Raw genomic sequence first — 23336 nt, forward strand, 5'->3', positions numbered from 1 at the left:
CCATGGCGCCCGGCGCGGATGCCGCCCTGCTGGTGGTGGATGTCCAGAACGACTTCCTCCCCGGCGGCGCCCTCGCCGTGCCAGAAGGCGATGCGGTGATCCCCTTGATCAACCGCATCGCCCCGCGCTTCGCGAATGTCATCCTCACCCAGGACTGGCACACGCCGGACCACCTGTCCTTCGCGTCCCAGCATCCGGGCAAGGCGCCCTTCGACATGGCGGCGATGCCCTATGGCGAGCAGGTGCTCTGGCCCGATCACTGCGTCATGGGCGGGCCGGGCGCGGCGCTGCACGCGGATCTCTCCATCCCCCATGCCCAGCTGGTGATCCGCAAGGGCCATCACCGCGGCGTGGATTCCTACTCCGCCTTCCTGGAGGCGGACCGCCGGACCCGCACCGGTCTGGATGGCTACCTGGCCAGCCGCAACATCCGCCACCTTTTCATTGCCGGCCTCGCCACTGATTTCTGCGTAGCCTGGACAGCGATCGATGCCCGACAGCTCGGCCTGGAAGCCACGGTGATCGAGGATGCCTGCCGCGGCATCGACCTGAATGGCAGCCTAGCCCGGGCCTGGCGCGACATGGAGGCCCTGGGCGTGCAACGGATCCGGTCGGACATGGTCGGCTGACGGCCCCGGGGAAGGCCTTGCCTCTCCCCAGGGCGCGCCGGGCGATCAGACCTCCAGCCGCCCGGCCTTTGCGGAGGCATAGCGCTCTGCCACGCGGTCCCAGTTCACCACGTTCCACCAGGCGTTCAGGTAATCGGCCCGGCGATTCTGGTATTTCAGGTAATAGGCGTGTTCCCACACGTCATTGCCGAACAGCACGCGCTGGCCGTCCATCAGGGGCGTATCCTGGTTGGGGCGGCTGGTGATGGCCAGCTTGCCGTCGCGCGCCACGGTCACGAAGACCCAGCCGCTGCCGAAGCGCCCGGTGCCGGCGGCGTTGAAGTCAGTCTTCATCTTGTCGAAACCGCCGAGGTCGCGGGTGATCGCCTCCCCCAGCTCGCCCGAGGGCGTGCCGCCGCGCCCGCCCATGATGGGCCAGAACATGCTGTGATTGGCATGGCCGCCGGCATTGTTGCGCACGGTGGTGCGGATGTTCTCCGGCACCTGGTCCAGCTTCGCCAGCAGCTCGTGCAGCGGCATGGAAGCCAGCTGGCCATGGTCCTTCAGCACGTTGTTCAGCGTGGTGACATAGGCCTGGTGATGGCGGCCATGGTGGATCTCCATGGTCTGCGCATCGATATGGGGCTCGTTCGCATTGGGCGCATAGGGCAGCGGTGGCAGGCTGTGCGGGCCCGAGGGGGCCTGGGCCAGCACGGGGCGTGACAGGGCAAGGGCCGCCAGGGCGGGAATCCCGGCCAGGACAGCGCGGCGGGAAGATGGGATCACGGCGCGATTCTCCATGGCGTGGCGGGATTGCCTCGCCCGGTCCCTGTAAGGTGGTTCCTCCGCCGGGGTTGCCAGTGGGGCGGTCAGCCGCCCCGCCGCGCCGGCCCGCGCAGAAGGGCCAGGGCCAGCACCCCCGCGACGAGAAGCGGCGCGATAGCGGAACCCGCCGCCACCCCGCCGGGCAGGGAGGCCGCGCCCAGCGTCTCCGCCCCGAGCAGGAAGGCGACGCTGCTTTCGCCCAGGGAAAGCGCGAAGGCGAGAAGCGCGCCGCCCGCTATGGCCGGCAGGAGCCGCGGGCGGGAGAGGCGCCGCGCCGCCATGTCCGGCGAGGCACCGCAGGCGGCTGCCGCGCGGAATAGCGCCGGGCTCACCGCCCCGAGCGCCGTCCAGACGATCAGGGCCACCAGGGGCGCCGCCAGCATGGCGTGCCAGAGCGCCGCGCCGGGGCGCCCGGCCCCATGCCCGGTTTCCTCCGCCAGCAGCAGCAGCGCGGCTGCCGGGACCGGAGGAGGCAGGAGAAGGGGCAGCACCATGATGGCGATGGCGACAGAACGCCCGAGAAATCCTCCCCTCAGGCCCATTCCCGCCGCCGTGCCGCAGATCGTGGCGAGGATGCTGGCGGCAGCGGCCGTGACGAGACTGTTCCGCAGCGGCGCCGCCCACTCCCCTGTGCTGCCCGCCAGGAACAGCGCCGCGAGGGGCAGCAGCAGGAGCAGGAGGAGCCCAAGGGCCGGGAGGCGCCTCATACCCGCTTCCCGGCCCCGGACCGGAGCAGCAGGATGGCGCCGAGCAGGGCGGGAAGCAGCAGCCAGACGGCCAGCCCGCCGGCCTCGCCCCAATTCCCTGCCTTCGCCGCGCCCGCCAGGGCACCGGCGGCCCATGGCATGGCCGGATCCAGCAATCCCGGCCCGATGAAAGCGCCGAGCGCCTGGGCGAAGACCAGGGCGCAGCCCGCCGCGATTCCCGGCCGCGCCGAGGGCAACCGCACCCGCAGGAACACCCGGCGCGGCGAAAGCCCCAGCGCGGCGGCGGCGCGCGGCAGGCGCGGATCGGCGCGGCGCAAGGCAAGGGCGATGGGCAGCACCATCAGGGGCAGGAGCCCCAGGAACAGCGAGGCCAGCGCGGCCTCCGGTCCCATGGGCAGGAGCAGGGACCAACCGAAGCTCCGCGCCGCCTCCCCCGCCAGGAGCGGAAAGGCGACCAGCACCGCGAGGAGCGCAGCGCGTCGCGGACTGGCCGCGGCGATCCAGCGTGCCAGGGGCCAGGCGAGAAGAAGGCAGGCCAGCACCGCCATCAGCGCCGCTCCGATCCCGCGCGCCAGCAGCGCCCTTGCATGCGGCCCGCGCCGGCTGTCCTCCAGCCCACCGGCGGCCGTCTGGCGCAACCCGATGGCATCGAGAAGATAGAAACCGGACATCTCCATCCCCGCGCGGCGCAGGGCGGCCCAGCTCTCGGCCTCGCCCCAGGCGGGATCGGCCACCAGGATGGCCGTGGCGCGCGTGGTCCGCGTCTCCACCGCGCGCTCGGCGGTGCCGGGCAGAACCTCGCGCAGTGCCGGATGGTCGGCGGCCAGCCGCTCCGCCGCCCGGGCCATGGCCTCGCGCCCCGGCTCTCCCGCGGCACGCAGCGCGGCCAGGTCCGCCGCCAGCGCCTCGAAGGCCATGTCATCCGGCAGGCCCTGCCCATCCCAGTGGCGCAGAACGCGGGTGGTGCGCGGCAGTGCGGGCGCCACCTCGGTCTCGGCCACGGAGCGCCAGAGCAGCAGGCCCAGCGGAGCCACCGCCCCGGCGAGCACCAGCATCACCAGCGGCATGGCCAGCAGGGCCGCCCGCAAGGGCTCCGGCCTCACCGGCTGAGCCCGGCGGCCAGCCATTCGGCGAAGCGCCGTTCCAGCCTGTCGAGATTCGCGTGCCAGAACTCGTCGTCAATCCGCAGCGCGCCCCGGGCATTGCCGGGGGCGGTGGGCAGGTTCTCCAGCACCTCGTCCGGCAGCCCGGACTCTGCCCCGCGGGCGGTGACGCCATAGGGAATGCGCAGCGGTAGCCCGGCCTGCAGCGCGGGGTCGCCGACAAAGCGCAGGAAGGCCAGCGCCCTCTCCCGGTTCGGGCTGTTCCTCAGGATGGCCCAGCTGTCCTGCGCCAGCAGCTGCCCGGCCCAGACAATGCCCAGATCAGCCGAATCCTCGCGGTTCGCGGCATCGATCCGGCCGTTATAGGCCACGACCAGCGTCGCCTCGCCGGCCGAGAGCATGCGCGGCGGCTCGCTGCCCTGGTCCCACCAGCGGAGCGCCGGGCGGATCGTCTCCAGCTTGCGGAAGGCCCGGTTCACCCCCTCGGCGCTGCGCAGGGCCGTATAGATCTCGCCGGGCGCCACGCCGTCGCCCAGCAGCGCGATCTCCAGCGTGGTCTTCGCCCCGCGCCGCATCGCGCGGCGGCCCGGGAAGCGGCCGAGATCGAAGAAATCCGCCCACCCATCCGGCGCCACCCCGCCCCGGCGATAGGCCAGGACGAAGCCGTAGATGATGTTGCCCACGCCGCACGGGGTCAGCGCGCCGGGAAGGTAATGTGCCTCGCCCCCAACCCGCTCCGGCGGGATCCGCTCCAGCAGGCCCTCGGCGCAGCCCAGAAGCAGCTCGTCGCCTTCCACCTGCACGATGTCCCAGCTGGCGGTACGGACGGTATCGCGCAGCGAATCCATCCCACCATCCCAGGTCTCCTCCAGCAGGCGCTGGCCGGTGCTGCGCTGGAAGGGGCGGAACATCACCTCGCGCTGGGCGTCCTGATAGGCCCCGCCCCAAGACACCACGGTGAGGTCCCGCGCCTGGGCACGCGTGGGCGCCGCGGCCAGGGCCAGCGGGGCTGAGGCCAGCAGCCTGCGCGTGATCGGGTGCGCCAGGGGGAACCCATACCGGGGCATCGCGGCCTCTCGCTGGTCCGGTGTTTTGTGCGCCGCAGCTTAACCCATGATGGCGCGGGGCGGAATGAGGTGAAGGGGCGTTCAGCCCTGATAGACGCGCGCCGCGTGGAGGTCCCAGGCGATGGAGGCCTCGGTCCCGATCGGCGGCAGCAGCAGGCCGGGCGGCCGGTGCGCGACGAGCTCGCCGCCCTCCCCCAGCGCCAGGCGCAGGCGAAGATGGTCTCCGGCAAAGCGCGCCTCCACCAGCCGCGCGGGCACGGCGTCCTCTCCCATTTCCTCCGGCGAGAGCGGCGCGACGGCCACCTGCTCGGGCCGGATCACCAGCGTGCAGCGCCCGCCAGCAACGGGTCCGCCCTGGGGGCCCGCCACCGCCATGCCCATCGCCTCCAGCCCGCAGTCCAGGCGCACATGGCAGGCTTCTCCATCCAGCGAGACCACGCTGCCAGGCAGGCGGTTGCAAGGGCCGGTCAGCGCGGCGACCACGGGATCGGCAGGGCTGTCATAAAGCGCCTGCGGCGTGCCGAGTTGCCGCACCCGCCCGCCATCGAGCACCGCCACCCGGTCCGAAAGGCCGAAGGCGAGGCCGGCATCGCGCGTGGCATGCAGCACGGTCAGCCCCAGCTCCGATCGCAGGCGGCCGAGATCCGCGGCAAGGGAATCCCGCTCCTCCCCGTCCAGCGCGCGCAGCGGGTCGTCCAGCAGCAGCACGGCCGGCCCATGCACCAGGGCACGGGCAAAGGCCACGCGCATCTGCCGCGCCAGGGACAGTTCCGAAGGGCGGCGCGCACCGAGGCCGGGCGGCACGCCCCAGCGCTCCAGCATCGCCGCCGCCCGGTCCTCCCGCTCCGCCCGGCCGACGCCGCGCGCCTCCAGGGAAAAGGCGGCGTTGTCGAGCACGGTCATGTCCGGGAACAGGTCCGGCGCGCCGGAAACCAGGCCGATATCGCGTCGCCACGCCGCCTGCCGCGCCAGCTTCTCGCCGCCCAGCAGCAGCCGCCCGTCATCCGGCTGGAGGAAACCCGCCACGAGGTCGATCACCACGCTCTTCCCGGCTCCGGCCGGGCCGAGAAGGGCAACGGATTCCCCCCTGGCGACCTGCAGGTCGAACGGGGCAAGCGCCTGCACTCCTTTTTCGTACCCGGCCTTCCGCACGGCTTCGAAAGCCAGCAGGGCCGCCGGGGCGGGCTCGCCCAGCGCGGCGGGCCGGACCGGGCGCGGGGCGGCGCCGTCGAAAATCGTGCCCTCGGTGCTGAAACTGACCAGTCGCGCCATGGGACCCTCCAGCCCGGCTGGATCGCGGGGCAAGGCGGGGCTGTCAACAAGACTCGCGCCGCGGCCAGATCCGGAACGCAACTCCTTGAGAGCGAGGAGTCCAAGTAATGGAACAACTATCACAATTTATACGGGAATATCGTGCCACTTGGGCCACAGTATCGACGTTCGGGCCGGCAACGAACGGCCTTCGCGGTTCCATGGCTGGATTTAACATGTTTAACCCGACTGCCTGCTGCGTTCACGGAGCCGTGAGGGAGGGTGCCACAGGCAGGCAGATACGGCAGCCCAAGAAGCCCCACGGCCACGGCCTGACCAGGCCGGATAGGAGTACCCGTATTGAGAACACTGACCGTTGGCTCCGGCCAGCAATACGCGACCATCGCAGCCGCCGTCGCCGCCTCGCAGGACGGTGACATCCTGGCCGTCAAGGCCGGTAACTATGTGAACGACTTCGCGACCATCAACACGAAGATCACCATCCAGGGCGTCGGCGGGATGGCGAACCTCGTCGCTACCTCCTCGCCCGCGAACCGCAAGGGCATCCTGGTCACCAACACCGACGTGACCATCGAGAACCTGTCCTTCTCCGGCGCGAAGGTGCCGGACGGCAACGGTGCCGGCATCCGCTACCAGGGCGGCAACCTTACCATCGAGAACAGCTACTTCCACGACAACCAGAACGGCCTGCTCTCGAATTCCAAGCCGGGCGGCACCATCACGATCCGCAACACGGAATTCGCGCATAACGGCGCCGGCGATGGCAGGACCCACAACATCTATGTGGGCGAGATCGCCAAGCTGACGATCCAGGACAGCTACTTCCACGACGCCGTGGTGGGGCACCAGATCAAGAGCCGCGCCCATGAGACGGTGATCACGGACAGCCGCATCGTGGACGGCGACAAGGGCACCGGCAGCTACAGCATCGACATCCCGAACGGCGGCAAGGCCACGATCACGGGCAACACGGTCGTGCAGGGTGCGCATTCGCAGAACCCGTCCATGGTGCATTTCGGCGGCGAGGGCACGGCCTATGCCGGCTCCAGCCTGACCATGAGCGGCAACAGCTTCGTCAACGAGCTCGCGAGCTCAAGCGCGCGGCTGCTCTACAACCAGACCGGCGCCGCGGCGAACATCGCCAACAACAGCGTGTTCGGCCTCACCAACGCGCAGTTCGCCTCGGGCGCGGCCAAGATTTCCGGCATCACGGTGCTGACGCGGGAACCGGCGGTCGACAGTTCCTCGCCCTGGTCGGGCGGCGCCGCGCCCCGGCCGACGCCGGCCCCTGCACCAGCTCCTGCGCCGAGGCCGGAACCCGCGCCGACGCCGGAGCCTGCGCCAGCTCCTACGCCGAAGCCGGAGCCCGCGCCGACGCCTGAGCCTGCGCCGAAGCCCGAGCCTGCGCCGACGCCCGAGCCTGCGCCGACGCCGGAACCCGCACCTGCCCCGGCGCCCACTCCGGCCCCGGTGCCATCCCCTAACCCCGCACCGCCCAACGGCAACTCGGGGACGGGCGGCGCTGACAACCTGGTCCTCGGCGCGCCCCTGAACGGCAGCATCGACCTGCGCAACGGCACGGACAGCCTCACCCTGTCCTCGGCCGGCGCGAACCACGTCATCGTCTCGAACGCGGAAAAGATCCTCGGCGGAACGGCGGCGGATTCCGTCACCCTCGGCACCGCCGCATCCGACATCACCGTCGATCTCGGCGGCGGCACGGACAGGCTCGTCCTCGCCTCCAGGGGCCCGAACAGCCTGACCGTCAGCAATGTCGAGACGATCATCGGCGGCAATGCCGGCGACACGGTCACCCTCGGCAAGGCCATCATCGGGCTGACCGTCGATCTCGGCACGGGTCAGGACACGCTGCTGCTCGCCGACGGCACCAACAAGGTCACGGTGCTGAACACGGAGGTCATCCGGGGCGGCTCCGGCGCGGATGACGTCACGCTCGGCGACGCCGTGCACGGCATCACCGTCGATCTCGGCGGCGGTGCGGACGAGCTCACCCTGTCCTCGGCGGGCCCGAACACCCTCGTGGTCGCAGGGGTGGAGCTGGTGACCGGCGGCTCGGACGTGGACCGCGTGACGGTGTCGGGCAGCACCGCCACCGCCCTCTATGGCGGCGCAGGCGATGACGTGCTCACCGGCGGCGCCGGCGCGGATACGCTGGTGGGCGACACCGGGAGCGACCTGCTCTTCGGCGGCTGGGGCGACGACGTGCTCACCGGCGGTGCCGATGCGGATACGCTGATCGGCGATGCCGGATCCGACATCCTCTACGGCAACACGGGCAATGACCTGCTCGTCGGCGGCGATGGAGCGGACTGGCTGGTCGGCGGTGAGGGCGCCGACACCCTTCTCGGCGGCGCCGGCGCGGATCGCTTCAACTTCACCGCCGGCTCCTCCACCACCGCGGCCCCGGACCGGATCCTCGACTTCACCCCGGGTCAGGACGTGCTGGTCTTCCAGAACCAGCTCCAGGGAGAGTTCACCTTCCTGGGCGCGCGGGGCTTCACCGGCCAGGGCGCTTCCGAGGCGCGCTTCGTGGAGGACACGCACCAGCTGCTGGTGGATGCGAATGGCGACGGCACGGCGGACTCGGCCGTGACGCTCGACGGCGTCACCCTCGCCAACCTGTCGGCCAGCGACTTCGTCTGGTACTGACCGAACTGGCCGGGGGCCCACGGGCCCCCGGCGCTTGCCCTGCGCGCCCCCGGAGGCTAGCCCGGAGGAAAGCGAGGGGAGCTGAAGGCATGGATGTGGCCGAGCCGAGCGTGGTGGCGCGGGTTGAAGGCCGGGCGGGCACGATCCTGCTCAACCGCCCCCGTGCCCTGAACGCGCTGGACCAGGGCATGATCGATGCCCTGGCCGGGGCCGCCACCCGCTTCCGCGACGACCCGTCCATCAGCCTCGTGATCCTCGAGGGCGCGGGCGGCCGCGCCTTCTGCGCCGGCGGCGACGTGCGCGCCATGCGCGCCGCGGTGCTGGCGGGGGACACGGCCACGGTGGAGCGCTTCTTCTCCACCGAATACGCGCTGAACCGCATGATCGCGGAATACCCGAAGCCCTGGATCAGCCTGATCGATGGCGTCTGCATGGGCGGCGGCATCGGCGTATCGGTGCATGGCAGCCACCGCGTCGTCACCGGGCAGGCGATGCTCGCCATGCCGGAAACGGCCATCGCCCTGTTCCCGGATGTCGGCACCTCCTATGCCCTGCCCCGCCTGCCCGGCGCGCGGGGCGCCATGGGCAAGTGGCTGGCGCTGACCGGCGCCCGGCTGCACGGGGCGGAGGCGGTGGAGGCCGGGCTCGCCACCCATCACGTGCCGCGCGAACGCCTGGCCGCGCTGCGCGACGCCCTGCTGGCCGGGGATGCCGGCGTGGTGGAGCGCTTCGCCGCCGCCGTGCCGCCCGGGCCGGTGGAGGAGATGCGGGCCGCCATCGAGCGCTGCTTCGCCCCGGACGACCTGCCCTCCATCATGGCCCTGCTCACGGCCGAGGACACGGAATGGGCGCGCCAGCAGGCCGAGGTGCTGCACCGCGTCTCCCCCACCTCCCTCGCGGTGACGCTGGAACTGCTGCGGCGCGGCGCCACGCTGGACCTGCCCGCCTGCCTGGCCATGGAACTGGCCCTCACCCGCGCCGTCACGCGCCACCCGGACTTCGCCGAAGGGGTGCGGGCCGTGCTGGTGGACAAGGACAACGCCCCGCGCTGGCAGCCCGCCAGCATGGCCGCGCTGGACCCCGCCGCGATCCAGGCGATGTTCGGCGCCTGACAGGCCTGGTGGTTCCCGGAGAGGGCTCCGCCCTCTCCGGAAGCCAGAAGCGCCAGAAGGTCAGGCTTTCACGACCGTCGCCGAGGCTTCGTCCCAACGCCAGCAAGGTGCCGCGCCCGGCACGAGCACCCCGCCGAGCCAGCGCGGCGGCGGCCTGAGGGAGAGCCAGTCCGCCTGCCCTGCCAGCACGGCATGGCCTTGCGGCGTGAGGGCCAGCCGTTCCTTCGCCCAGTACCGGTCCTCGCCCTCGAATGCGCCTTCGAGGACGGAGGGCTCCGCCTTCCGCATGTCCTCGACGATGGAGAGGAGGATGAGGTCGCTCATCCAGGGAAGCGGCTCATGTTCCATCATCAGATCGCTGAAGACCTGCCCGACGCTCCGCGGTGCCCCGGCCAGGATCTGCAGGATCAGGCGCTCGCTCAGGCCGAGTCCGTCCAGCGTCCAGGGCAGTTCCTGGCAGTGGCGGCGGATGGCACGGGCGAGCTGGGGAAGTTCCGGCAGCCCGTCGCGGGCGAAATCCGCCAGCGGCCGCGGGTCGGGCGCACGCAGCATGTCCCAGACGGCCTGCCCGGCCCGCAGTGCCGCCTCCGGCACCGGCACCCGTTCCTCCCACAGCAGCCGCAGCGCCTCCGGCGGCAGCTGCCCCAGCCCGATGAAGCGGGTTCCACCGGGGTAGTGCCCGGGCGAGACCAGTTCCAGCCGCCGCGGCGGCGCTTCCGCGAAATGAGCAAGGCAGCGCGCCAGGATCAGCTGGTCATAGCTGTCGTGCTCGAACCAGAGGACAACGCGCTCATGGCTTCGCGCGGCCGATCGCAGCCCTTGCTCGGCCTTGGCCAGCCTGCCCGCGATCTCTTCCCGCCCCTGCCCGGTCCCGGCGCCGAAGCGTTCCGCCAGGAAATCCGCGCGGCGTTCCAGCCAGCCCGGCCCGTCGAGCACGGGGCCCTGGCAGAGAGGATCGGAGTATTCCAGGAAATCCCCGGTGAAGCCGGCCTGCCGCAAGGTGGGGCCGATATCGGAACCGCAGCGGATATGCAGCGTTGCCATGCCCCGGTCGGGCGCGGCGTCGCCGCGTGCGATGCGGTTCCAGACCCGGTCCATGGCCTCGACATGGGCCTTCAGCCGCGGCCAGCTCGGCAGGCCCAGCTCCCGCGCGATGACAAGCTGCGCCTCGCTCAGCCTGGCCAGCTTCGCGGGCTGCATGGCGGCTTCGGGCGCGCTGGGATGGTGGAGTAGGAAGCGGCGCAGGGCGGCCGGGTCACCCGCGCGCAGGGCGTTCAGCAGTTCCTTGGCGCGCGTGCGCTGCTGTTCGAGATTCAGCCGGAATGGCGATGCGTAACGCCCCGCGCCGGGCAGGCGCGCGGATGCCGGATGGTCGGACAAGGAAAGCCCCTTCCTCGCGTCTGCGTCCGCCGATCAGACAGGAAAGGGTGGATGAACTGTCGTGCCACTCTTCGTGAGCGTGGGCGCAGCCCTTTCCGCGGACACGGGGGCTCCGTCCGAGCCGGGGGAATCGAACCAAATCCCCCCACCCCGGTCAATCCCCCGATGGGGCCGGTAGTGTCTCGCTTTGAATTTAGCCGCTGACGGGTTGCCGCGCTCGTAGCCCTGCCCTGCTGCCCAAGCCGCGCCAGCCGAAGGCGGCATAATCACGCGCGACGCGCGATGACGATGCGCTACGGTGACGCCTGCCCCCAGGGAGGGCCAGGCATGACTAACGGCCCTGGTGATTTGGGAGACGCTCAGAGCCGGGCCGAGAACGCCAAGTTCCGCGAGATGGCCCAGCGGCAGCAAGCCGCAAATCCCGAATACGCCTATGCCCCGCGATGGGCGCCAATGGGGAACTGGCGCATGTCCGGCCTTGACCTGTTCATCATCCTGCTCGGCGTCGGGCTCATCCTCATGGTTGTAGGAATGAGGCTGCTGGGCGTGATCGGCTAGCCCGGGATTCGAGCCGGGCTGATTTCAAACTGAGGGACTACCACCGGGCCGGGAACGTCCCGCGGAGCGCCCTGCCCTCCGTCGGCTAGGACTGCCCGAGCAGACCCTGCCGCAGCCCCGCGCTCGCGGCATCCGGGCCGATGAAGCTCGCCAGCATGGAGGTGCCCTGCTGCGCGGTAACGCGCACCGGGGCCTCGCCGGCATAGGCGATCTCCGCCCGGTCCGGCAGGAAGAGCCAGTCCTCCATCTGCCCCGCGGGCAGGTCGCGCAGCCGGGCCCGGAACTCGGGCGGCATCTCGCATCCGCATCCCTCGCGGAAGCCATCCTCCCAGCCGCTCACCAGCCGGCTGCGCGGCACGCTGACGATGTAGCGGACCCGCAGCAGCTTCACCCCCGGCGAACCCAGGATAGAGGCCGCGTCCTGGCTGCGGCGCTCGAGATAGAGCCAGCCACGCATGACGGGGAAGCCCAGGAAGCGCCGCACCCCCGTGCCGTTCAGCACCAGGCGGCGCCCGGCCACTTCCACGGTGGCGGGCATGCCCTCCACCTCCTGCGCGCGCGCGGCGGGCGCCAGGATAGCGAGCAGCGGCAAGGCGAGCGCGGCCCGTCGGGGCACCCCGCCCGGGCCGGCGCCATCCACACGCCACGCCTCGCTCTCGCCACTTCCGGGGATGCCGCGCTGCGCCATGCCCACCCTCCTCTCGCCGCCCTGCCCCGAAGGCAGCAGTCCGGCCCGTTTCATGACCTGGCAATAGATGGCGTGGCCCCGCGCTTCCGCCACGCGCAAAATCATGGACGAACGGCAAGGTCCCGCATGCCGCGCCTGTCCGGAGAACAGCCCTGAGCGAAGCCGACACCGCCCTGGCCAATCTGCTCACCGCCGATCCCTGGCGCTTGCCTCTGCTGCGCGCCGTGGCCGCGCTGGGCCTGCCGGATGGCTGGATCGGCGCCGGTTTCGTCCGCGATGCCGCCTGGGACCATCTCCATGGCCGCCCGCCCGGCCCGCCGGCGGCTGACGTGGATGTGGTGTGGTTCAGCCCGGAACGGCCCTCCGCCGATGCGGACCGCGCGATCGAGGCTCGGCTGCGCGCGGCGGTGCCGGGCGTGGCGTGGTCGGTCACCAACCAAACCAGGATGCACGGCCGGAACGGGGATCCGCCCTATCGCGACACGGCCGATGCCATGCGCCACTGGCCCGAAACCGCCACCGCCGTCGCGGCGCGCTGGGATGGGGAGCGCGTGCGGATCCTCGCGCCGCTTGGCTTGGCGGATCTCCTGGGCGGCGTGATCCGGCCGGGGCCGCGCTTCACCGGCGCGAAGCGCCCGGTCTTCGAGCAGCGTGTCGCCTCCAAGCGCTGGCGGGAACGCTGGCCGCTGCTCCGGGACGCCTAATCGGCCGGCGCGCGGCTTTCCACTTCATGCGGGCGGGGCTGGTGCCGGAAGGCGGGCACCAGCAGCGCCAGCAAAAGCGTCACGACGGAGAGGGCAAGGATGGCCCAGAAGGTCAGGTGCAGCGCCTGCGCCAGGGCGCCGCGCACGGCCGCATCCGTCACGGCGCCGCCGCCGGTTTCCAGCAGGCGGCGGATCGCCTCGAAATCGATCGTGGCGGCCGCGCCGCCCTGCCGCGCCAGGCCAAGATTCAGCACCCCGCCCAGCACCACCGCCCCCAGCGCGCTGCCGAGGTTGCGGGAGAAGACGTTGGAGGCGGTGACCGCCCCGCGTTCCCGCCAGTCCACGCTTTCCTGCAGCATCACGATGGCGGCGGTGCTGAGGAAGCCCATGCCCAGCCCCATCACGAAGGATCCCGCCCCCGCCAGCACCGGCGAGGAACCGGGGCTGAGCAGCACGAAGGCCAGCGCCCCTAGGGGCAGCAGCGCGGCGCCGAAGATCAGGCAGGCGCGCAGCCCGAAGCGCCCGAAGGCCCGCGCCGCCACAGTGGCGCCGATGGGCCAGCCCAGCACCATCATGGTCAGCGCGAAGCCCGCTTCCAGCGCCGAGCGGCCGAGCACGGCCTGCACATACATCGGCAGGAAGGCGGTAAGGCCGATCACGGCCATGCCGCTGAACAGCACCGTGGCATTGGCGGTGGCCACGGGGCGGCGGCGCCACAGGGCGGGATTCAGGATCGGGTCCGGCGCCCGGTTCTCCCACCACAGGAAGGCGGCGCTGCCCGCCAGCGCCAGGACTCCGGCAATGGCGAAGAGGCGGCTGCCCGGTTCCGTCGCCGCCGTCATCAGCGCCGCGACGGAAAGGGTCAGCAGCAGCGCGCCCGCCACGTCCACCGGCTTGCGCTGCCGGGCCACGTCCTCCCGCAGGAAGGCAACGAAGCCGGCCGCGGCCAGCACGCCCACGGGCAGGTTCATCCAGAAGATCCAGGCCCAGCTGGTGTTCTGGATGATAAGGCCGCCCACCAGCGGCCCGAGCACGGAGGAGATGCCCCAGATGCTGGCCAGCCAGCCCTGGATCTTCGCCCGCTCCCGCACCGAATAGAGATCGCCCACGATGGTCAGGGCGATGGGCTGGATCGCCCCCGCCCCCACCCCCTGCAGCAGCCGGAAGGCGATAAGGGAGGGGATGGACCAGGCGAAGCCGCAGAGCAGGGATCCCACCAAGAAGATCCCGATGCCCCAGAGCATGACGGGGCGCCGCCCATGGCTGTCCGCCAGCTTGCCGAAGACCATGGTCATGGCCGTCTGCGCCAGCAGGAAGGATGCGAAGACCCAGGCATAGAGATGCAGGTCGCCCAGCTGCGCCGCGATCTGCGGCATGGCCGTCGCCACGATGGTGGCCTCGATCGCGATCATGAACATCGAGGCGATCACGCAGGCCAGGATCAGGGGGCGGCATGGGGGCGGGGCTTGCATGGGGGCAGGCATCGGCGCGGGTTAGGCCGATCGCGCCCCCAGTGGAATGGTGCGGTGCGTCACCTTCGGGAGAGGGCGCGGAGCCGGCGCGGCGCGGGGCGCCTGGGATGAGCCGCCGGGCCGAAGCTCCCCTCCAACGCCTCGAACGCCCTGGCATCGTCACCAGCCACGATGACCGGCGGCTGCCCCAGGCTTGGCGGGGCCTGGTGAGGACCCAGGGGCGTGTCGGCGGATTTGACAGAGGATGGTTGCAAAGATCGCCCGAAGCCATCGGCGCGGTGGTCCAGCCCATCCAGGCAGGCTCGATCACGGGCCGCAACGTGTCGAGCAGTCCCCGGAAAACGGCCTTCGGCTGCTCGGTAAAAGTAGATGTCGATCATTCTTACAGATCGCAGAATACAATCGAACCGCCCCAAATACATCACTGAAAATTAAGCGAAAAATTCGTGGCACAATCTGTGCTTTCAGTACCCCGGGACCAACCCGGTCCGGTTTGCCGACAGGCATTTCAGGGAGTCCACCCCGTGCGCCATCTTCTCCTCGCCGCGACCGCCTTGGTGGCCATCAGCGCCGCTCCCATCGCGGCCCAGGCTGCCCCCATCACCGGCCAGATCAGCTTCGGCGGTCCGGTCAGCTACTCCACGAGCGGCATGACGACGGCCATTGACTTCGGCCCCACCGCCAACGTCACCCAGTTCACCGCGACGGGCTCCTTCTCGCCCGGCTTCGACGCTGGCTGCTTCAACTGCGCCGTCTTCACCGATTTCAGCTACACCGGCGTCGGTGCGGTCGCTCCCTTCGAGCTCTACACCGCCACCCTGGGTCTGCTGACCACGACCTTCACCCTCAACGCGATCACCCAGTCGGAACTGATCCCCAACAGCCGGGGCGCCTTCCTGAACCTCGAGGCCACCGGCACCCTGACGCTGACGGGCTTCGATCCGACGCCGGGCGTCTTCACCTTCTCCACCCAGCCTGGCGCCGAGAACGCACGGGTTAGCTTCTCCGCCACCACCTTCGCCGCCCCGGTGCCGGAGCCGGCTTCGCTCCTGCTTCTCGGCGCCGGCCTGGTCGGCCTGGGCCTGGCGCGTCGTTCGCGTTCGCGCGCTGCCTGAAGCAACCTACCTGCAGCGCCCCGGGCCTGACCGGCCCGGGGTTGCAGGTTCCGGGACGGCCTGAGCCACGCCTCGGCCCAGGCCTCCCCGGGCGGTTGTTGGACACGGCGGCGGGCTAGTTCCGCCGCCGCCGCTCCGCCGCCTCCGCGCGGCGCATATCCACGAACACGGCATAATCCTCGTGCTTGGTGGGCACCCAGCCCACGGCGCTGCCGCGCTCCACCGCCTTGTGGATCTCCGGATGGGCAGCGGGGAGGGCGAGGTGGAAATCCACCATGTCCTTCTTGAAGGAAGCCGGCAGGTCCGAGCGCACGACGATCGGGCCATTCTGGATCGGGCGGGACCGCCAGATGATCCGGATGTCCTTCATGTCCAGAAGGCCCTTCTCCACGGCCGCCGTCAGAACGCCGCGGGTGAAGCCCTTGCTCTCGTCGCCCTGGCCCGATGACCAGCACACCCCCGCGTCATACTGCTTCTGCAGCACGGCCACGAGCGCCTGGTCATGCCCGCCCGCGAAGCCCGTGCGCCCGAAGAAGCTTTCCGGGTTGATCCCAGCCGCCCGCAGCTCCGCGCGGGGGATCAGGTAGCCAGAGGCCGAGTTGGGATCGGACCAGGCCATGGCCTTGCCGCGCATGTCCTCCAGCTTCGTGATGCCGGAATCCGCGCGCGCATACATCAATGCCACGTAGCTGGTGCTGCCATCCGGCTCCCGCGTCACCAGGATCGGCTCCACCCCGCCATTCGTGTCCAGCCACACGCCGGCATAGGCGGCCGGCGACATGTTCGCGATCTCCAGCTGCTTCGCGGCGAAGGCCTGCTGCACGCCGGAATAGTCCGAGGCGAAGAACATCCGCGCGGGCACGCCGAAGGTGTCCTCGAACAGCTTGCGATAGGCATCGTAGCGGCCGAGCCGGTCGCTCTCGGACTCCCCGCCCAGCACGCCGAGGCGGATCTGCGGCACCTGGGCCGCCCACTCCCGCCTGCCCGGCGCCGGCATGGGTGGCGCGGGGCGGGATGCCACGGCCGGCGCATCCCCTTGGGCGTGGGCGCCCAGGGGCAGAAGGGCGCTGGCGGCGACCAGATGGCGGCGGCGGATCATGGGGCGGCTCCGGGCTGCGGCATTCTTCATGAGCCTGTCACGGCCGGAAACGCCCGGCCAGGGGGTTGGGATGTTGCACACCCGGCCCGGCCCGATCACCTTGCGACCATGGCCAGACGACAGGAAGGCGCACCAGGAAAGGAGGCCCGGCACGCGGCCATCCTGCAGGCGCTGAACACAGACCCCACGGTGCGGATCAGCACCCTGGCGGCACGATTCGGCGTGTCGGGCGAAACCGTCCGGCGCGACATAGAGGCCCTTTCGGCCATGGGGGCCGTGCGCCGGACCTATGGCGGGGCCTCGGTCACCCATGCCGGGGTACAGCCCGATTTCCAGGCCCGCGAGGCCATGGCCGGAACCGAGCGGGCGCGGATCGGCGCCATCGCCGCGGGGCTGGTGGAGCCCGGGGCGGTGCTGATGGTGGATGCCGGCAGCACCACCGCCCGCTTCGCCCGCGCCCTGGCCACGCGGGGCACCGCCGCCACCATCATCACCAACAGCCTGCCCGTGGTCTCCGCCACCGGGGAGGCGGAGAGGCTGCGCGTGCTGGTGGCCCCCGGCGAGTTCTACGCGACCGAGCGCGCCCTCTACGGCAACGAGACCGACGCCTTCCTGCGGCGCTTCAGCGCCGATATCGCCCTGATCGGCTCCTCTGGCCTGACCCTGGAAGGCCCCAGCGACGCCGAGAGCCGGGCCGCCTGGGTGAAGCGCGCGATGCTGGGCCGTGCCTCGCGCCGGGTGCTGCTGCTGGACTCCGGCAAGTTCGGGCGCGGCTATCTGGAACGCGTGGCGGATCTGTCCGCACTGACCGACCTCGTGACCGATGCCCCGCCCCCTCCTCCTCTGGCTGCCGCGCTGGAGCGGGCGGGGGTGCGGGTGCATGTCGCGGAAGATGTTTGACCCTCCACATCTGAAGTGGCATCCTCCACACAAGTCGGAGGAACCCTCTTGCCCCAGGCGCATGCCCCGCAGCCCCTGAGCCTCGCGCCGCGCGCCCGTCTGGCTGCGCTGCGCTATGTGCTGACGGATATAGACGACACGCTGACCGAGGAGGGGCGCCTGCCGGCGCTGGCCTTTGCGGCCATGGAGGAGCTGGCCGGGGCCGGGCTTTCCGTCATTCCCGTCACCGGGCGCCCCGCGGGATGGTGCGACGCCATCGCCCGCCAATGGCCCGTGGCCGCGGTGGTGGGGGAGAACGGCGCCCTCTGGTACGCCGAGGACCGCGCCGCCCGCCGGATGATCCGCTGGCAGGCCCAGGAGGAGGCCGCACGCCTCTCCAGCCGGGACCGCCTGATGGCCCTGGCTGCGAAGGCCATGGAAGCCGTGCCTGGCACCCGCCTGGCCGCCGACCAGCCCTTCCGCCTTTTCGACGCCGCCGTGGACTTCGCCGAGGATGCGGGCCCCCTGCCCCTGGAGGCGGCCGCGCGCATCGCCGCGGTGTTCGAAGCCGGCGGCGCCACCGCCAAGGTCTCCTCCATCCATGTGAATGCCTGGTTCGGCGCCTGGAACAAGCGCACGGGGATCGAGAACCTTTTCGCCACCCGCTTCGCCCCGCTGGAACAGCTTCTGCAGCAGGTCGCCTTCCTGGGCGACAGCCCGAATGACGCGCCGCTCTTCGCGGCGATTCCCTTTTCGGTGGGGGTGGCGAATGTGCTCCCCTTCCTGGCCCGGATCGCCACGCCCCCCGCCTTCGTCACCAGCGCGCCGGGCGGGCGCGGCTTCGCGGAATTCGCGCGGGCGCTGCTGGCCGCGCGCAACAACGCATTGGAGGAGAACGCCGCATGAGGAACCTGCTTCTGGCCACCATTCCGGCCGGGCTGATCGCCCTGGCCGCCCTGCCCGCCGCCGCGCAGCAGGCGCAGGGGGGCTGCTTCCGTGGCCAGCTGGACGAGGCCTATTGCGACAGTGACCGCAACCTCGTGGCCGACACGCCCCAGGATGCGTCGCGCCTGCGCGATCCCTCGACCCTCGTCTTCGCCTATACCCCGGTGGAGGACCCGGCCCTCTATGCCAGCCAGTTCCGGCCCTTCATCGACCACCTGACGCGCTGCACGGGCAAGCGCACCGTCTATTTCCAGGTGACGAGCAATGCCGCGCAGGTGGAGGCCATGCGCTCGGGCCGGCTGCATATCGCCGGCTTCTCCACCGGCCCTACAGCCTTTGCGGTGAACCTGGCGGGCGCCGTTCCCTTCGCCGTGAAGGGCGGGCCGGAAGGCTTCGAGAGCTACCGCGTGGTGCTGCTGGTGCGCGCGGACAGCGATATCCGTTCCCTGGCGGACCTGAAGGGCAAGCGTGTCGCCCATACCTCCGCCACGTCCAATTCCGGCAACCTCGCCCCGCGTGCCTTCTTCCCCGGCATGGGCCTGAAGCCGGACGAGGATTACCGCGTGCTCTATTCCGGCGGGCATGACCGCAGCGTGATGGGCGTGAATGCCGGCGACTACGATGCCGCCCCTGTGGCATCGGACGTGTATTCCCGCATGGTCGCGCGCGGGCAGGTGAAAGGCGAGAATTTCCGCGTCATCTGGCAGAGCGATCCCTTCCCCACCTCCTCCTTCGCCTACGCGCATGACCTGCGCCCGGAACTGCAGGAGAAGATCCGCCAGTGCTTCATGGAGTACCGCTTCCCCGAGCAGATGGCGCGCGACCTCGGCGGCAATGACCGCTTCTGGCCCGCGACCTATGCCGAGCAGTGGGCCCCCGTGCGCGCCGTGGCCGATGCGGTGAACGCGCCCTACAGCCGCGCCGCCTTCGATGCCGAGAGCCGGCGCGAGCTGGAGGCCGAGGCCCGCCGCAACGCGGCCCGCGCCGCGCAACAGACCCAGAGCGGCGGCGTGCACAATGTTCCGCAGGCCGGCGGCAGCGCCGCCCCGGCGCCGGCACGCCAGCCGTGAGCGCCGCCCTCGACATCCGCGGGCTGACCAAGGAATACGTGGCCGGCAAGCCGGTGCTGCGGAACCTGGACCTGTCCATCGGCGCGGAGGGGATCACGGCCATCATCGGCCCCTCCGGCACGGGCAAGTCCACGCTGCTCCGCTGCATCAACCGGCTGGTCGAGCCCACGCGCGGCGAAATCCGCCTGCGGAGTGCCGAGGGTAGCATCGACATGGCGAAGTTGAGCGGGCGGGCCCTGCGCCTCGCCCGCCGGCGGATCGGGATGGTGTTCCAGGAATACAACCTCGTGGAACGCCTCTCCGTGATGGAGAACGTGCTCTGCGGCCGGCTGGGCTATGTGCCGCTCTGGCGCGCCTGGCTGCGGAAATACCCGGACCAGGACATCGCCCGCGCCTTCCAGCTGCTGGATGCGGTGGGCCTTCCGGAACACGCCACGCGCCGCGCCGATGCGCTTTCGGGCGGCCAGCGCCAGCGCGTGGGCATCGCCCGCGCGCTGATGCAGAAGCCAGACCTGCTGCTGGCCGACGAGCCGACCTCCTCCCTCGACCCCCGCACTTCGGTGGAGGTGCTGGAGATGCTGACGACCCTGGCGGGCGCCGAGGGCGTGCCGGTGATCATCAACATCCACAACGTGGCGCTGGCCAGGCGCTACGCGCGCCGCATCATCGGCATGTCCGGCGGCGCCATCGTGTTCGACGGCAAGCCCGAGGATCTGGAGGACAGCCACCTTACCCAGATCTATGGCGGCGAGGACTGGCTGTGAGCGGCAGCAATCCTCCCGCCGGGCGCCGCGCCCCCTTCGCCACCGATTGGGGGATGCGGATCTTCGGCATCCTCATCATCGCCTATCTCGCCTACGCCTCCACGCAGCTCGATCTCGGCCTCGGGCGCTTCATCAACGGGCTCGGCGAGGGCGGGCGCTTCATCGCGCGCCTCTTCCCACCGAATTTCGAACGCTGGGAGCTGCTTCTGGAAGGCCTGCTGGAAAGCATCCAGATCGCGGTGCTCGCGACGGTAGGCGGCATCATCCTTTCCCTTCCGCTGGGCCTGATGGCCGCGCGCAACATCGCGCCCTGGTGGGTCTCGGGGCCCACCCGCGCCTTCATCGCGGTGTGCCGCAGCCTGCACTACGTGATCGTCGCGATCATCTTCGTGAAGGCACTGGGATTCGGCGCGCTGGCCGGCATCGCGGCCCTCATCATCGCCTCCATCGGCTTTGTCGCGAAGCTCTTCGCCGAGGCGGTGGAGGAAATCTCGATGAAGCAGGTGGAGGCCGTGCGCTCCACCGGCGCCTCCGGCATGGCGGTGCTGCTCTACGCCGTGCTGCCCCAGGTGGCGTCGCGCTTCGTCGGCTTCGGCCTCTACCAACTCGACAGCAACCTGCGGAATTCCACCCTGGTCGGCGTCGTCGGCGCGGGCGGGATCGGCGGCACGCTCTTCGCGGCCTTCAAGCGCTTCGACTACGACTTCGTCTCGGCGATCCTCATCGCCATCATCGCCCTTATCCTCCTGGCCGAGCTCGTCTCCGGCCGCATCCGGGCCGCCATGCGATGAGCGCCACCACGGGCAATCCGAGCGGCGATACGCTGGCGCCGCTTCGGCGCCAATGGATCCGCCACAGCCCGGCCGAGCGCCTGACGCGCTGGCTGATGTTCCTCGCCGTCGTCGCCGCCGTCGTCTGGGCGGTGCGGACCATCGACATCATCCCGGAGTTCCTGGCCGACGCGCCGGAACAGATGGCCGACCTCGTGCTGCGCATGTGGCCGCCCGACCTGGCCGCCTATCCCACCACCATCCATGCGGCACTGGTGGAAACCCTGCACATCGCCAGCCTCGGCACCGCCTTCGGCTTCCTCATGGCGCTCCCGCTGGCACTGATGGCCGCGCGCAACATCTGCCGCATCCCCGCGCTCAACGCCCTCGCCCAGGTCGGGCTGGTGGCGTCGCGCTCGGTCAACTCCCTGGTCTGGGCGCTGATCTTCGTCGCGGTCTTCGGCCCCGGCGCGGCCGCGGGCGTCTTCGCCATCGCCTTCCGCTCCATCGGTTTCGTCGGCAAGCTTCTGGCAGAGGCGCTGGAGGAGATGAATCCCGGCCCTCGCGAGGCGCTGCGCGCCGCCGGCGCCCCCTGGGGCGCGGAGATGCTGAAGGCCGTGTGGCCGCAGATCCGCCCGGCCTTCTGGGGCGTCGCGCTGTTCCGCTGGGACATCAATGTGCGCGAAAGCGCCGTGCTCGGCCTGGTCGGCGCCGGCGGTATCGGCGTGGTGCTGGAGGATGCCATCAACTTCTTCCAGTGGGACCAGGTCGCCACCATCCTCCTCGCCATCCTGGCCGTCGTGCTGGTGGCGGAAATCGTCGTGACCCGCGTGCGGGCAAGGCTTCTCTGATGAACATTCCTGATTCCGTCGATCTCCTCGTCATCGGCGGCGGCGTGAATGGCTGCGGCATCGCGCGCGATGCGGTGGGCCGCGGCCTCTCGGTGATGCTGGTGGAAAGGGGAGACATCGCCGAGGCGACCTCCTCCTCCTCCTCCAAGCTCATCCATGGCGGCATCCGCTACCTGGAAACCTATGAGTTCCGCCTGGTGCGCGAAGCCCTGGCGGAGCGCGAGGTGCTGCTGGGCATCGCGCCCCACATCATCTGGCCCATGCGCTTCGTGCTGCCCCACCGGCCGGAGATGCGGCCGCGCTGGATGATCCGCGCCGGCCTGTTCCTGTATGACAACCTCGCCCGCCGGAAATCCCTTCCGGCGAGCGAGGCGCTGAACCTGGACGCGCTGCCCCAGGGCGAACCGCTGAAGCAGCCGCAATTCTCCCGCGGTTTCGCCTATTCCGATTGCTGGGTGGAGGATAGCCGCCTCGTCCTGCTGAATGCGCGGGACGCGGCGGATCGCGGCGCGACCATCCTGCCCCGCACCGCCTTCGAGAGCGCGAAGCGCGGGACCGATGCCTGGGTCGTCACTTTGCGCGGCCAGGACGGCAGCGCCCGCAGCGTCACCGCCCGCGCCATCGCCAATGCCGCCGGCCCCTGGGTCACCGTCACGCAGGGCGCCACCGGCACGGCGCTGAAGGGCCGCGTGCGGCTCGTGCGCGGCAGCCACATCGTCGTGCCCGCGCTCTACCAGGGCAACCAAGCCTATATCCTGCAGAATGACGATCGCCGCGTGGTCTTCGTCATTCCCTATGAGGAACGCTACTCCCTCATCGGCACCACCGACGTGCCGCATGACCCCGGCATGGGCCCGCCGCGCTGCACGCCGGAGGAAGCGGCCTATCTCTGCGAAGCCGTCTCCCGCCAGTTCCGCAACCCTGTCACGCCCGACCAGATCGCCTGGACCTATTCCGGCGTGCGGCCCTTGCATGATGACGGGTCGGACAATCCCTCGGCGGTCACGCGCGACTACACCATCTCCATGGATACCCAGGGGGCTCCGCTGCTCACCGTGCTGGGCGGAAAGATCACCACCTATCGCCGCCTTGCCGAGGACGCCGCCAACCAGATCGGCCGCGCGCTGGGCCGCAGCGGCACCTCCTGGACCGGCCGGGCCGCCCTGCCCGGCGGTGACTTCGGCGGCCTCTCCCGCGCCGCCTTCACCGAGAGCATGGCCCGCGCGCATCCATGGCTGGATCGCCCGCTGCTGAACCGGCTGATCCGCACCCATGGCAGCCTGCTGGAGCGCGTGATCGACGGCGCCACCTCCATCGAGGGAATGGGCGGCGATCTCGGCGGCGGCATCACGGCGCGGGAACTGGAATGGATGCGCGCCCATGAATGGGTGGAGGCGCCGGATGACGTGCTCTGGCGCCGCACCAAGCGCGGCCTGCACATGACCCCGGCCGAGCGCGAAGCCTTCGCCCAACGCTTCGGCGCCCTGGCCACCGCGGCCTAGCCAGGCCAACCCGCGGCGCTCGGTGAAGAACACCCCGATCGGGGTCGGATCCGGCGAGCAGGGCTCCGTAGGATGCGCCTTGTGTTGTGGCGCTTTTGGCCCCGGGGAGAGGAAGAAGGAATTCTTCCTCTCCCCGGACCCCTCACCATCATCTTCTTCTAGTAGTTGGAGAGGT

At 70.8% G+C, this 23336-nt stretch carries 22 protein-coding genes; 13 read left to right on the top strand and 9 right to left on the bottom strand.

Translation table 11 applies throughout. From position 1 onward, the window contains the following. Nucleotides 1–2 precede the first annotated feature (2 nt). Entirely contained in the window at nucleotides 3–629 is a 627-nt protein-coding gene (gene pncA / locus J8J14_RS00310) for a bifunctional nicotinamidase/pyrazinamidase (protein ID WP_209377433.1), read from the top strand. Between the two features lie 45 nt (nucleotides 630–674). Here the strand turns inward: pncA and J8J14_RS00315 are convergent, their stop codons facing one another. From J8J14_RS00315 to J8J14_RS00335, 5 genes are all read right to left on the bottom strand, one after another. Continuing rightward, entirely contained in the window at nucleotides 675–1394 is a 720-nt protein-coding gene (locus tag J8J14_RS00315) for a superoxide dismutase (protein WP_456307499.1), read from the bottom strand. 83 nt (nucleotides 1395–1477) lie between these two features. Further along, complete coding sequence (locus J8J14_RS00320) at nucleotides 1478–2140, bottom strand: ABC transporter permease (RefSeq protein WP_209377435.1); 663 nt, start codon at nucleotides 2138–2140, stop codon at nucleotides 1478–1480. Further along, nucleotides 2137–3243 (bottom strand): ABC transporter permease, encoded by a 1107-nt coding sequence (locus tag J8J14_RS25585; protein ID WP_209377436.1) that lies wholly within the window; start codon nucleotides 3241–3243, stop codon nucleotides 2137–2139. Before J8J14_RS25585 ends, J8J14_RS00320 begins: the two co-directional genes overlap by 4 nt. Next, nucleotides 3240–4310: an ABC transporter substrate-binding protein gene (locus J8J14_RS00330; RefSeq protein WP_209377437.1), complete on the bottom strand. Its 1071-nt coding sequence runs from the start codon at nucleotides 4308–4310 to the stop codon at nucleotides 3240–3242. Before J8J14_RS00330 ends, J8J14_RS25585 begins: the two co-directional genes overlap by 4 nt. Before the next feature lie 81 nt (nucleotides 4311–4391). Continuing rightward, on the bottom strand, nucleotides 4392–5582 hold the full coding sequence (locus tag J8J14_RS00335) for an ABC transporter ATP-binding protein (protein ID WP_209377438.1): 1191 nt from the start codon (nucleotides 5580–5582) through the stop codon (nucleotides 4392–4394). A 339-nt stretch (nucleotides 5583–5921) separates the two neighbouring features. Here J8J14_RS00335 and J8J14_RS00340 point away from each other — a divergent pair, with 339 nt between their 5' ends. Next, nucleotides 5922–8252 (top strand): right-handed parallel beta-helix repeat-containing protein, encoded by a 2331-nt coding sequence (locus J8J14_RS00340; RefSeq protein ID WP_209377439.1) that lies wholly within the window; start codon nucleotides 5922–5924, stop codon nucleotides 8250–8252. 89 nt (nucleotides 8253–8341) lie between these two features. Then, nucleotides 8342–9364 (top strand): enoyl-CoA hydratase/isomerase family protein, encoded by a 1023-nt coding sequence (locus tag J8J14_RS00345; RefSeq protein WP_209377440.1) that lies wholly within the window; start codon nucleotides 8342–8344, stop codon nucleotides 9362–9364. 60 nt (nucleotides 9365–9424) lie between these two features. On the opposite strand, the gene J8J14_RS00350 is transcribed toward J8J14_RS00345, so the two are convergent. Next, nucleotides 9425–10744, bottom strand: coding sequence for a DUF1835 domain-containing protein (locus tag J8J14_RS00350; protein WP_245215210.1), 1320 nt, complete (start codon nucleotides 10742–10744; stop codon nucleotides 9425–9427). Between the two features lie 327 nt (nucleotides 10745–11071). Here J8J14_RS00350 and J8J14_RS00355 point away from each other — a divergent pair, with 327 nt between their 5' ends. Then, on the top strand, nucleotides 11072–11302 hold the full coding sequence (locus tag J8J14_RS00355) for a hypothetical protein (protein WP_209377441.1): 231 nt from the start codon (nucleotides 11072–11074) through the stop codon (nucleotides 11300–11302). A gap of 85 nt (nucleotides 11303–11387) precedes the next feature. Here J8J14_RS00355 and J8J14_RS00360 read toward each other — a convergent pair whose 3' ends face one another. Beyond that, the gene (locus J8J14_RS00360; RefSeq protein WP_209377442.1) at nucleotides 11388–12044 is read right to left on the bottom strand and encodes a chalcone isomerase family protein; all 657 of its coding nucleotides are present in this window, start codon (nucleotides 12042–12044) and stop codon (nucleotides 11388–11390) included. A gap of 152 nt (nucleotides 12045–12196) precedes the next feature. Here J8J14_RS00360 and J8J14_RS00365 point away from each other — a divergent pair, with 152 nt between their 5' ends. Next, nucleotides 12197–12694, top strand: a complete 498-nt coding sequence (locus J8J14_RS00365; protein WP_245215211.1) for a nucleotidyltransferase family protein — start codon at nucleotides 12197–12199, stop codon at nucleotides 12692–12694. On the opposite strand, the gene J8J14_RS00370 is transcribed toward J8J14_RS00365, so the two are convergent. Beyond that, nucleotides 12691–14166: an MDR family MFS transporter gene (locus tag J8J14_RS00370; protein ID WP_209377443.1), complete on the bottom strand. Its 1476-nt coding sequence runs from the start codon at nucleotides 14164–14166 to the stop codon at nucleotides 12691–12693. The genes J8J14_RS00365 and J8J14_RS00370 overlap by 4 nt on opposite strands. A 524-nt stretch (nucleotides 14167–14690) precedes the next feature. Between J8J14_RS00370 and J8J14_RS24830 the strand changes: the two genes are divergently transcribed. Beyond that, nucleotides 14691–15281: a PEP-CTERM sorting domain-containing protein gene (locus tag J8J14_RS24830; RefSeq protein ID WP_342452352.1), complete on the top strand. Its 591-nt coding sequence runs from the start codon at nucleotides 14691–14693 to the stop codon at nucleotides 15279–15281. Nucleotides 15282–15396: 115 nt separating this feature from the next. On the opposite strand, the gene phnD (J8J14_RS00380) is transcribed toward J8J14_RS24830, so the two are convergent. Continuing rightward, on the bottom strand, nucleotides 15397–16380 hold the full coding sequence (phnD, locus tag J8J14_RS00380) for a phosphate/phosphite/phosphonate ABC transporter substrate-binding protein (RefSeq protein WP_209377444.1): 984 nt from the start codon (nucleotides 16378–16380) through the stop codon (nucleotides 15397–15399). Between the two features lie 108 nt (nucleotides 16381–16488). Here phnD (J8J14_RS00380) and J8J14_RS00385 point away from each other — a divergent pair, with 108 nt between their 5' ends. Genes J8J14_RS00385 through glpD form a run of 7 tightly spaced genes read left to right on the top strand, consistent with a single transcriptional unit; the run spans nucleotide 16489 to nucleotide 23161 of the window. After that, nucleotides 16489–17280, top strand: a complete 792-nt coding sequence (locus tag J8J14_RS00385) for a DeoR/GlpR family DNA-binding transcription regulator (RefSeq protein ID WP_209377445.1) — start codon at nucleotides 16489–16491, stop codon at nucleotides 17278–17280. A gap of 48 nt (nucleotides 17281–17328) precedes the next feature. Beyond that, nucleotides 17329–18165: an HAD-IIB family hydrolase gene (locus J8J14_RS00390; protein ID WP_209377446.1), complete on the top strand. Its 837-nt coding sequence runs from the start codon at nucleotides 17329–17331 to the stop codon at nucleotides 18163–18165. Then, nucleotides 18162–19274 (top strand): phosphate/phosphite/phosphonate ABC transporter substrate-binding protein, encoded by a 1113-nt coding sequence (phnD, locus tag J8J14_RS00395; RefSeq protein WP_209377447.1) that lies wholly within the window; start codon nucleotides 18162–18164, stop codon nucleotides 19272–19274. The genes J8J14_RS00390 and phnD (J8J14_RS00395) overlap by 4 nt, the downstream gene beginning before the upstream one ends. Continuing rightward, entirely contained in the window at nucleotides 19271–20038 is a 768-nt protein-coding gene (gene phnC, locus J8J14_RS00400) for a phosphonate ABC transporter ATP-binding protein (RefSeq protein ID WP_209377448.1), read from the top strand. Before phnD (J8J14_RS00395) ends, phnC begins: the two co-directional genes overlap by 4 nt. Continuing rightward, nucleotides 20035–20829, top strand: a complete 795-nt coding sequence (gene phnE / locus J8J14_RS00405) for a phosphonate ABC transporter, permease protein PhnE (protein WP_342452353.1) — start codon at nucleotides 20035–20037, stop codon at nucleotides 20827–20829. The genes phnC and phnE (J8J14_RS00405) overlap by 4 nt, the downstream gene beginning before the upstream one ends. Continuing rightward, on the top strand, nucleotides 20826–21659 hold the full coding sequence (phnE, locus tag J8J14_RS00410; RefSeq protein ID WP_209377449.1) for a phosphonate ABC transporter, permease protein PhnE: 834 nt from the start codon (nucleotides 20826–20828) through the stop codon (nucleotides 21657–21659). Before phnE (J8J14_RS00405) ends, phnE (J8J14_RS00410) begins: the two co-directional genes overlap by 4 nt. Beyond that, nucleotides 21659–23161 carry a glycerol-3-phosphate dehydrogenase gene (glpD, locus tag J8J14_RS00415; protein WP_245215212.1) on the top strand — a complete coding sequence of 501 codons (1503 nt, stop codon included), beginning with the start codon at nucleotides 21659–21661 and terminating at the stop codon, nucleotides 23159–23161. The genes phnE (J8J14_RS00410) and glpD overlap by 1 nt, the downstream gene beginning before the upstream one ends. The last annotated feature ends 175 nt before the right edge of the window (nucleotides 23162–23336 follow it).

The organism is Pararoseomonas baculiformis (assembly GCF_017813395.1).
GTDB classification, from domain to species: domain Bacteria; phylum Pseudomonadota; class Alphaproteobacteria; order Acetobacterales; family Acetobacteraceae; genus Roseomonas; species Roseomonas baculiformis.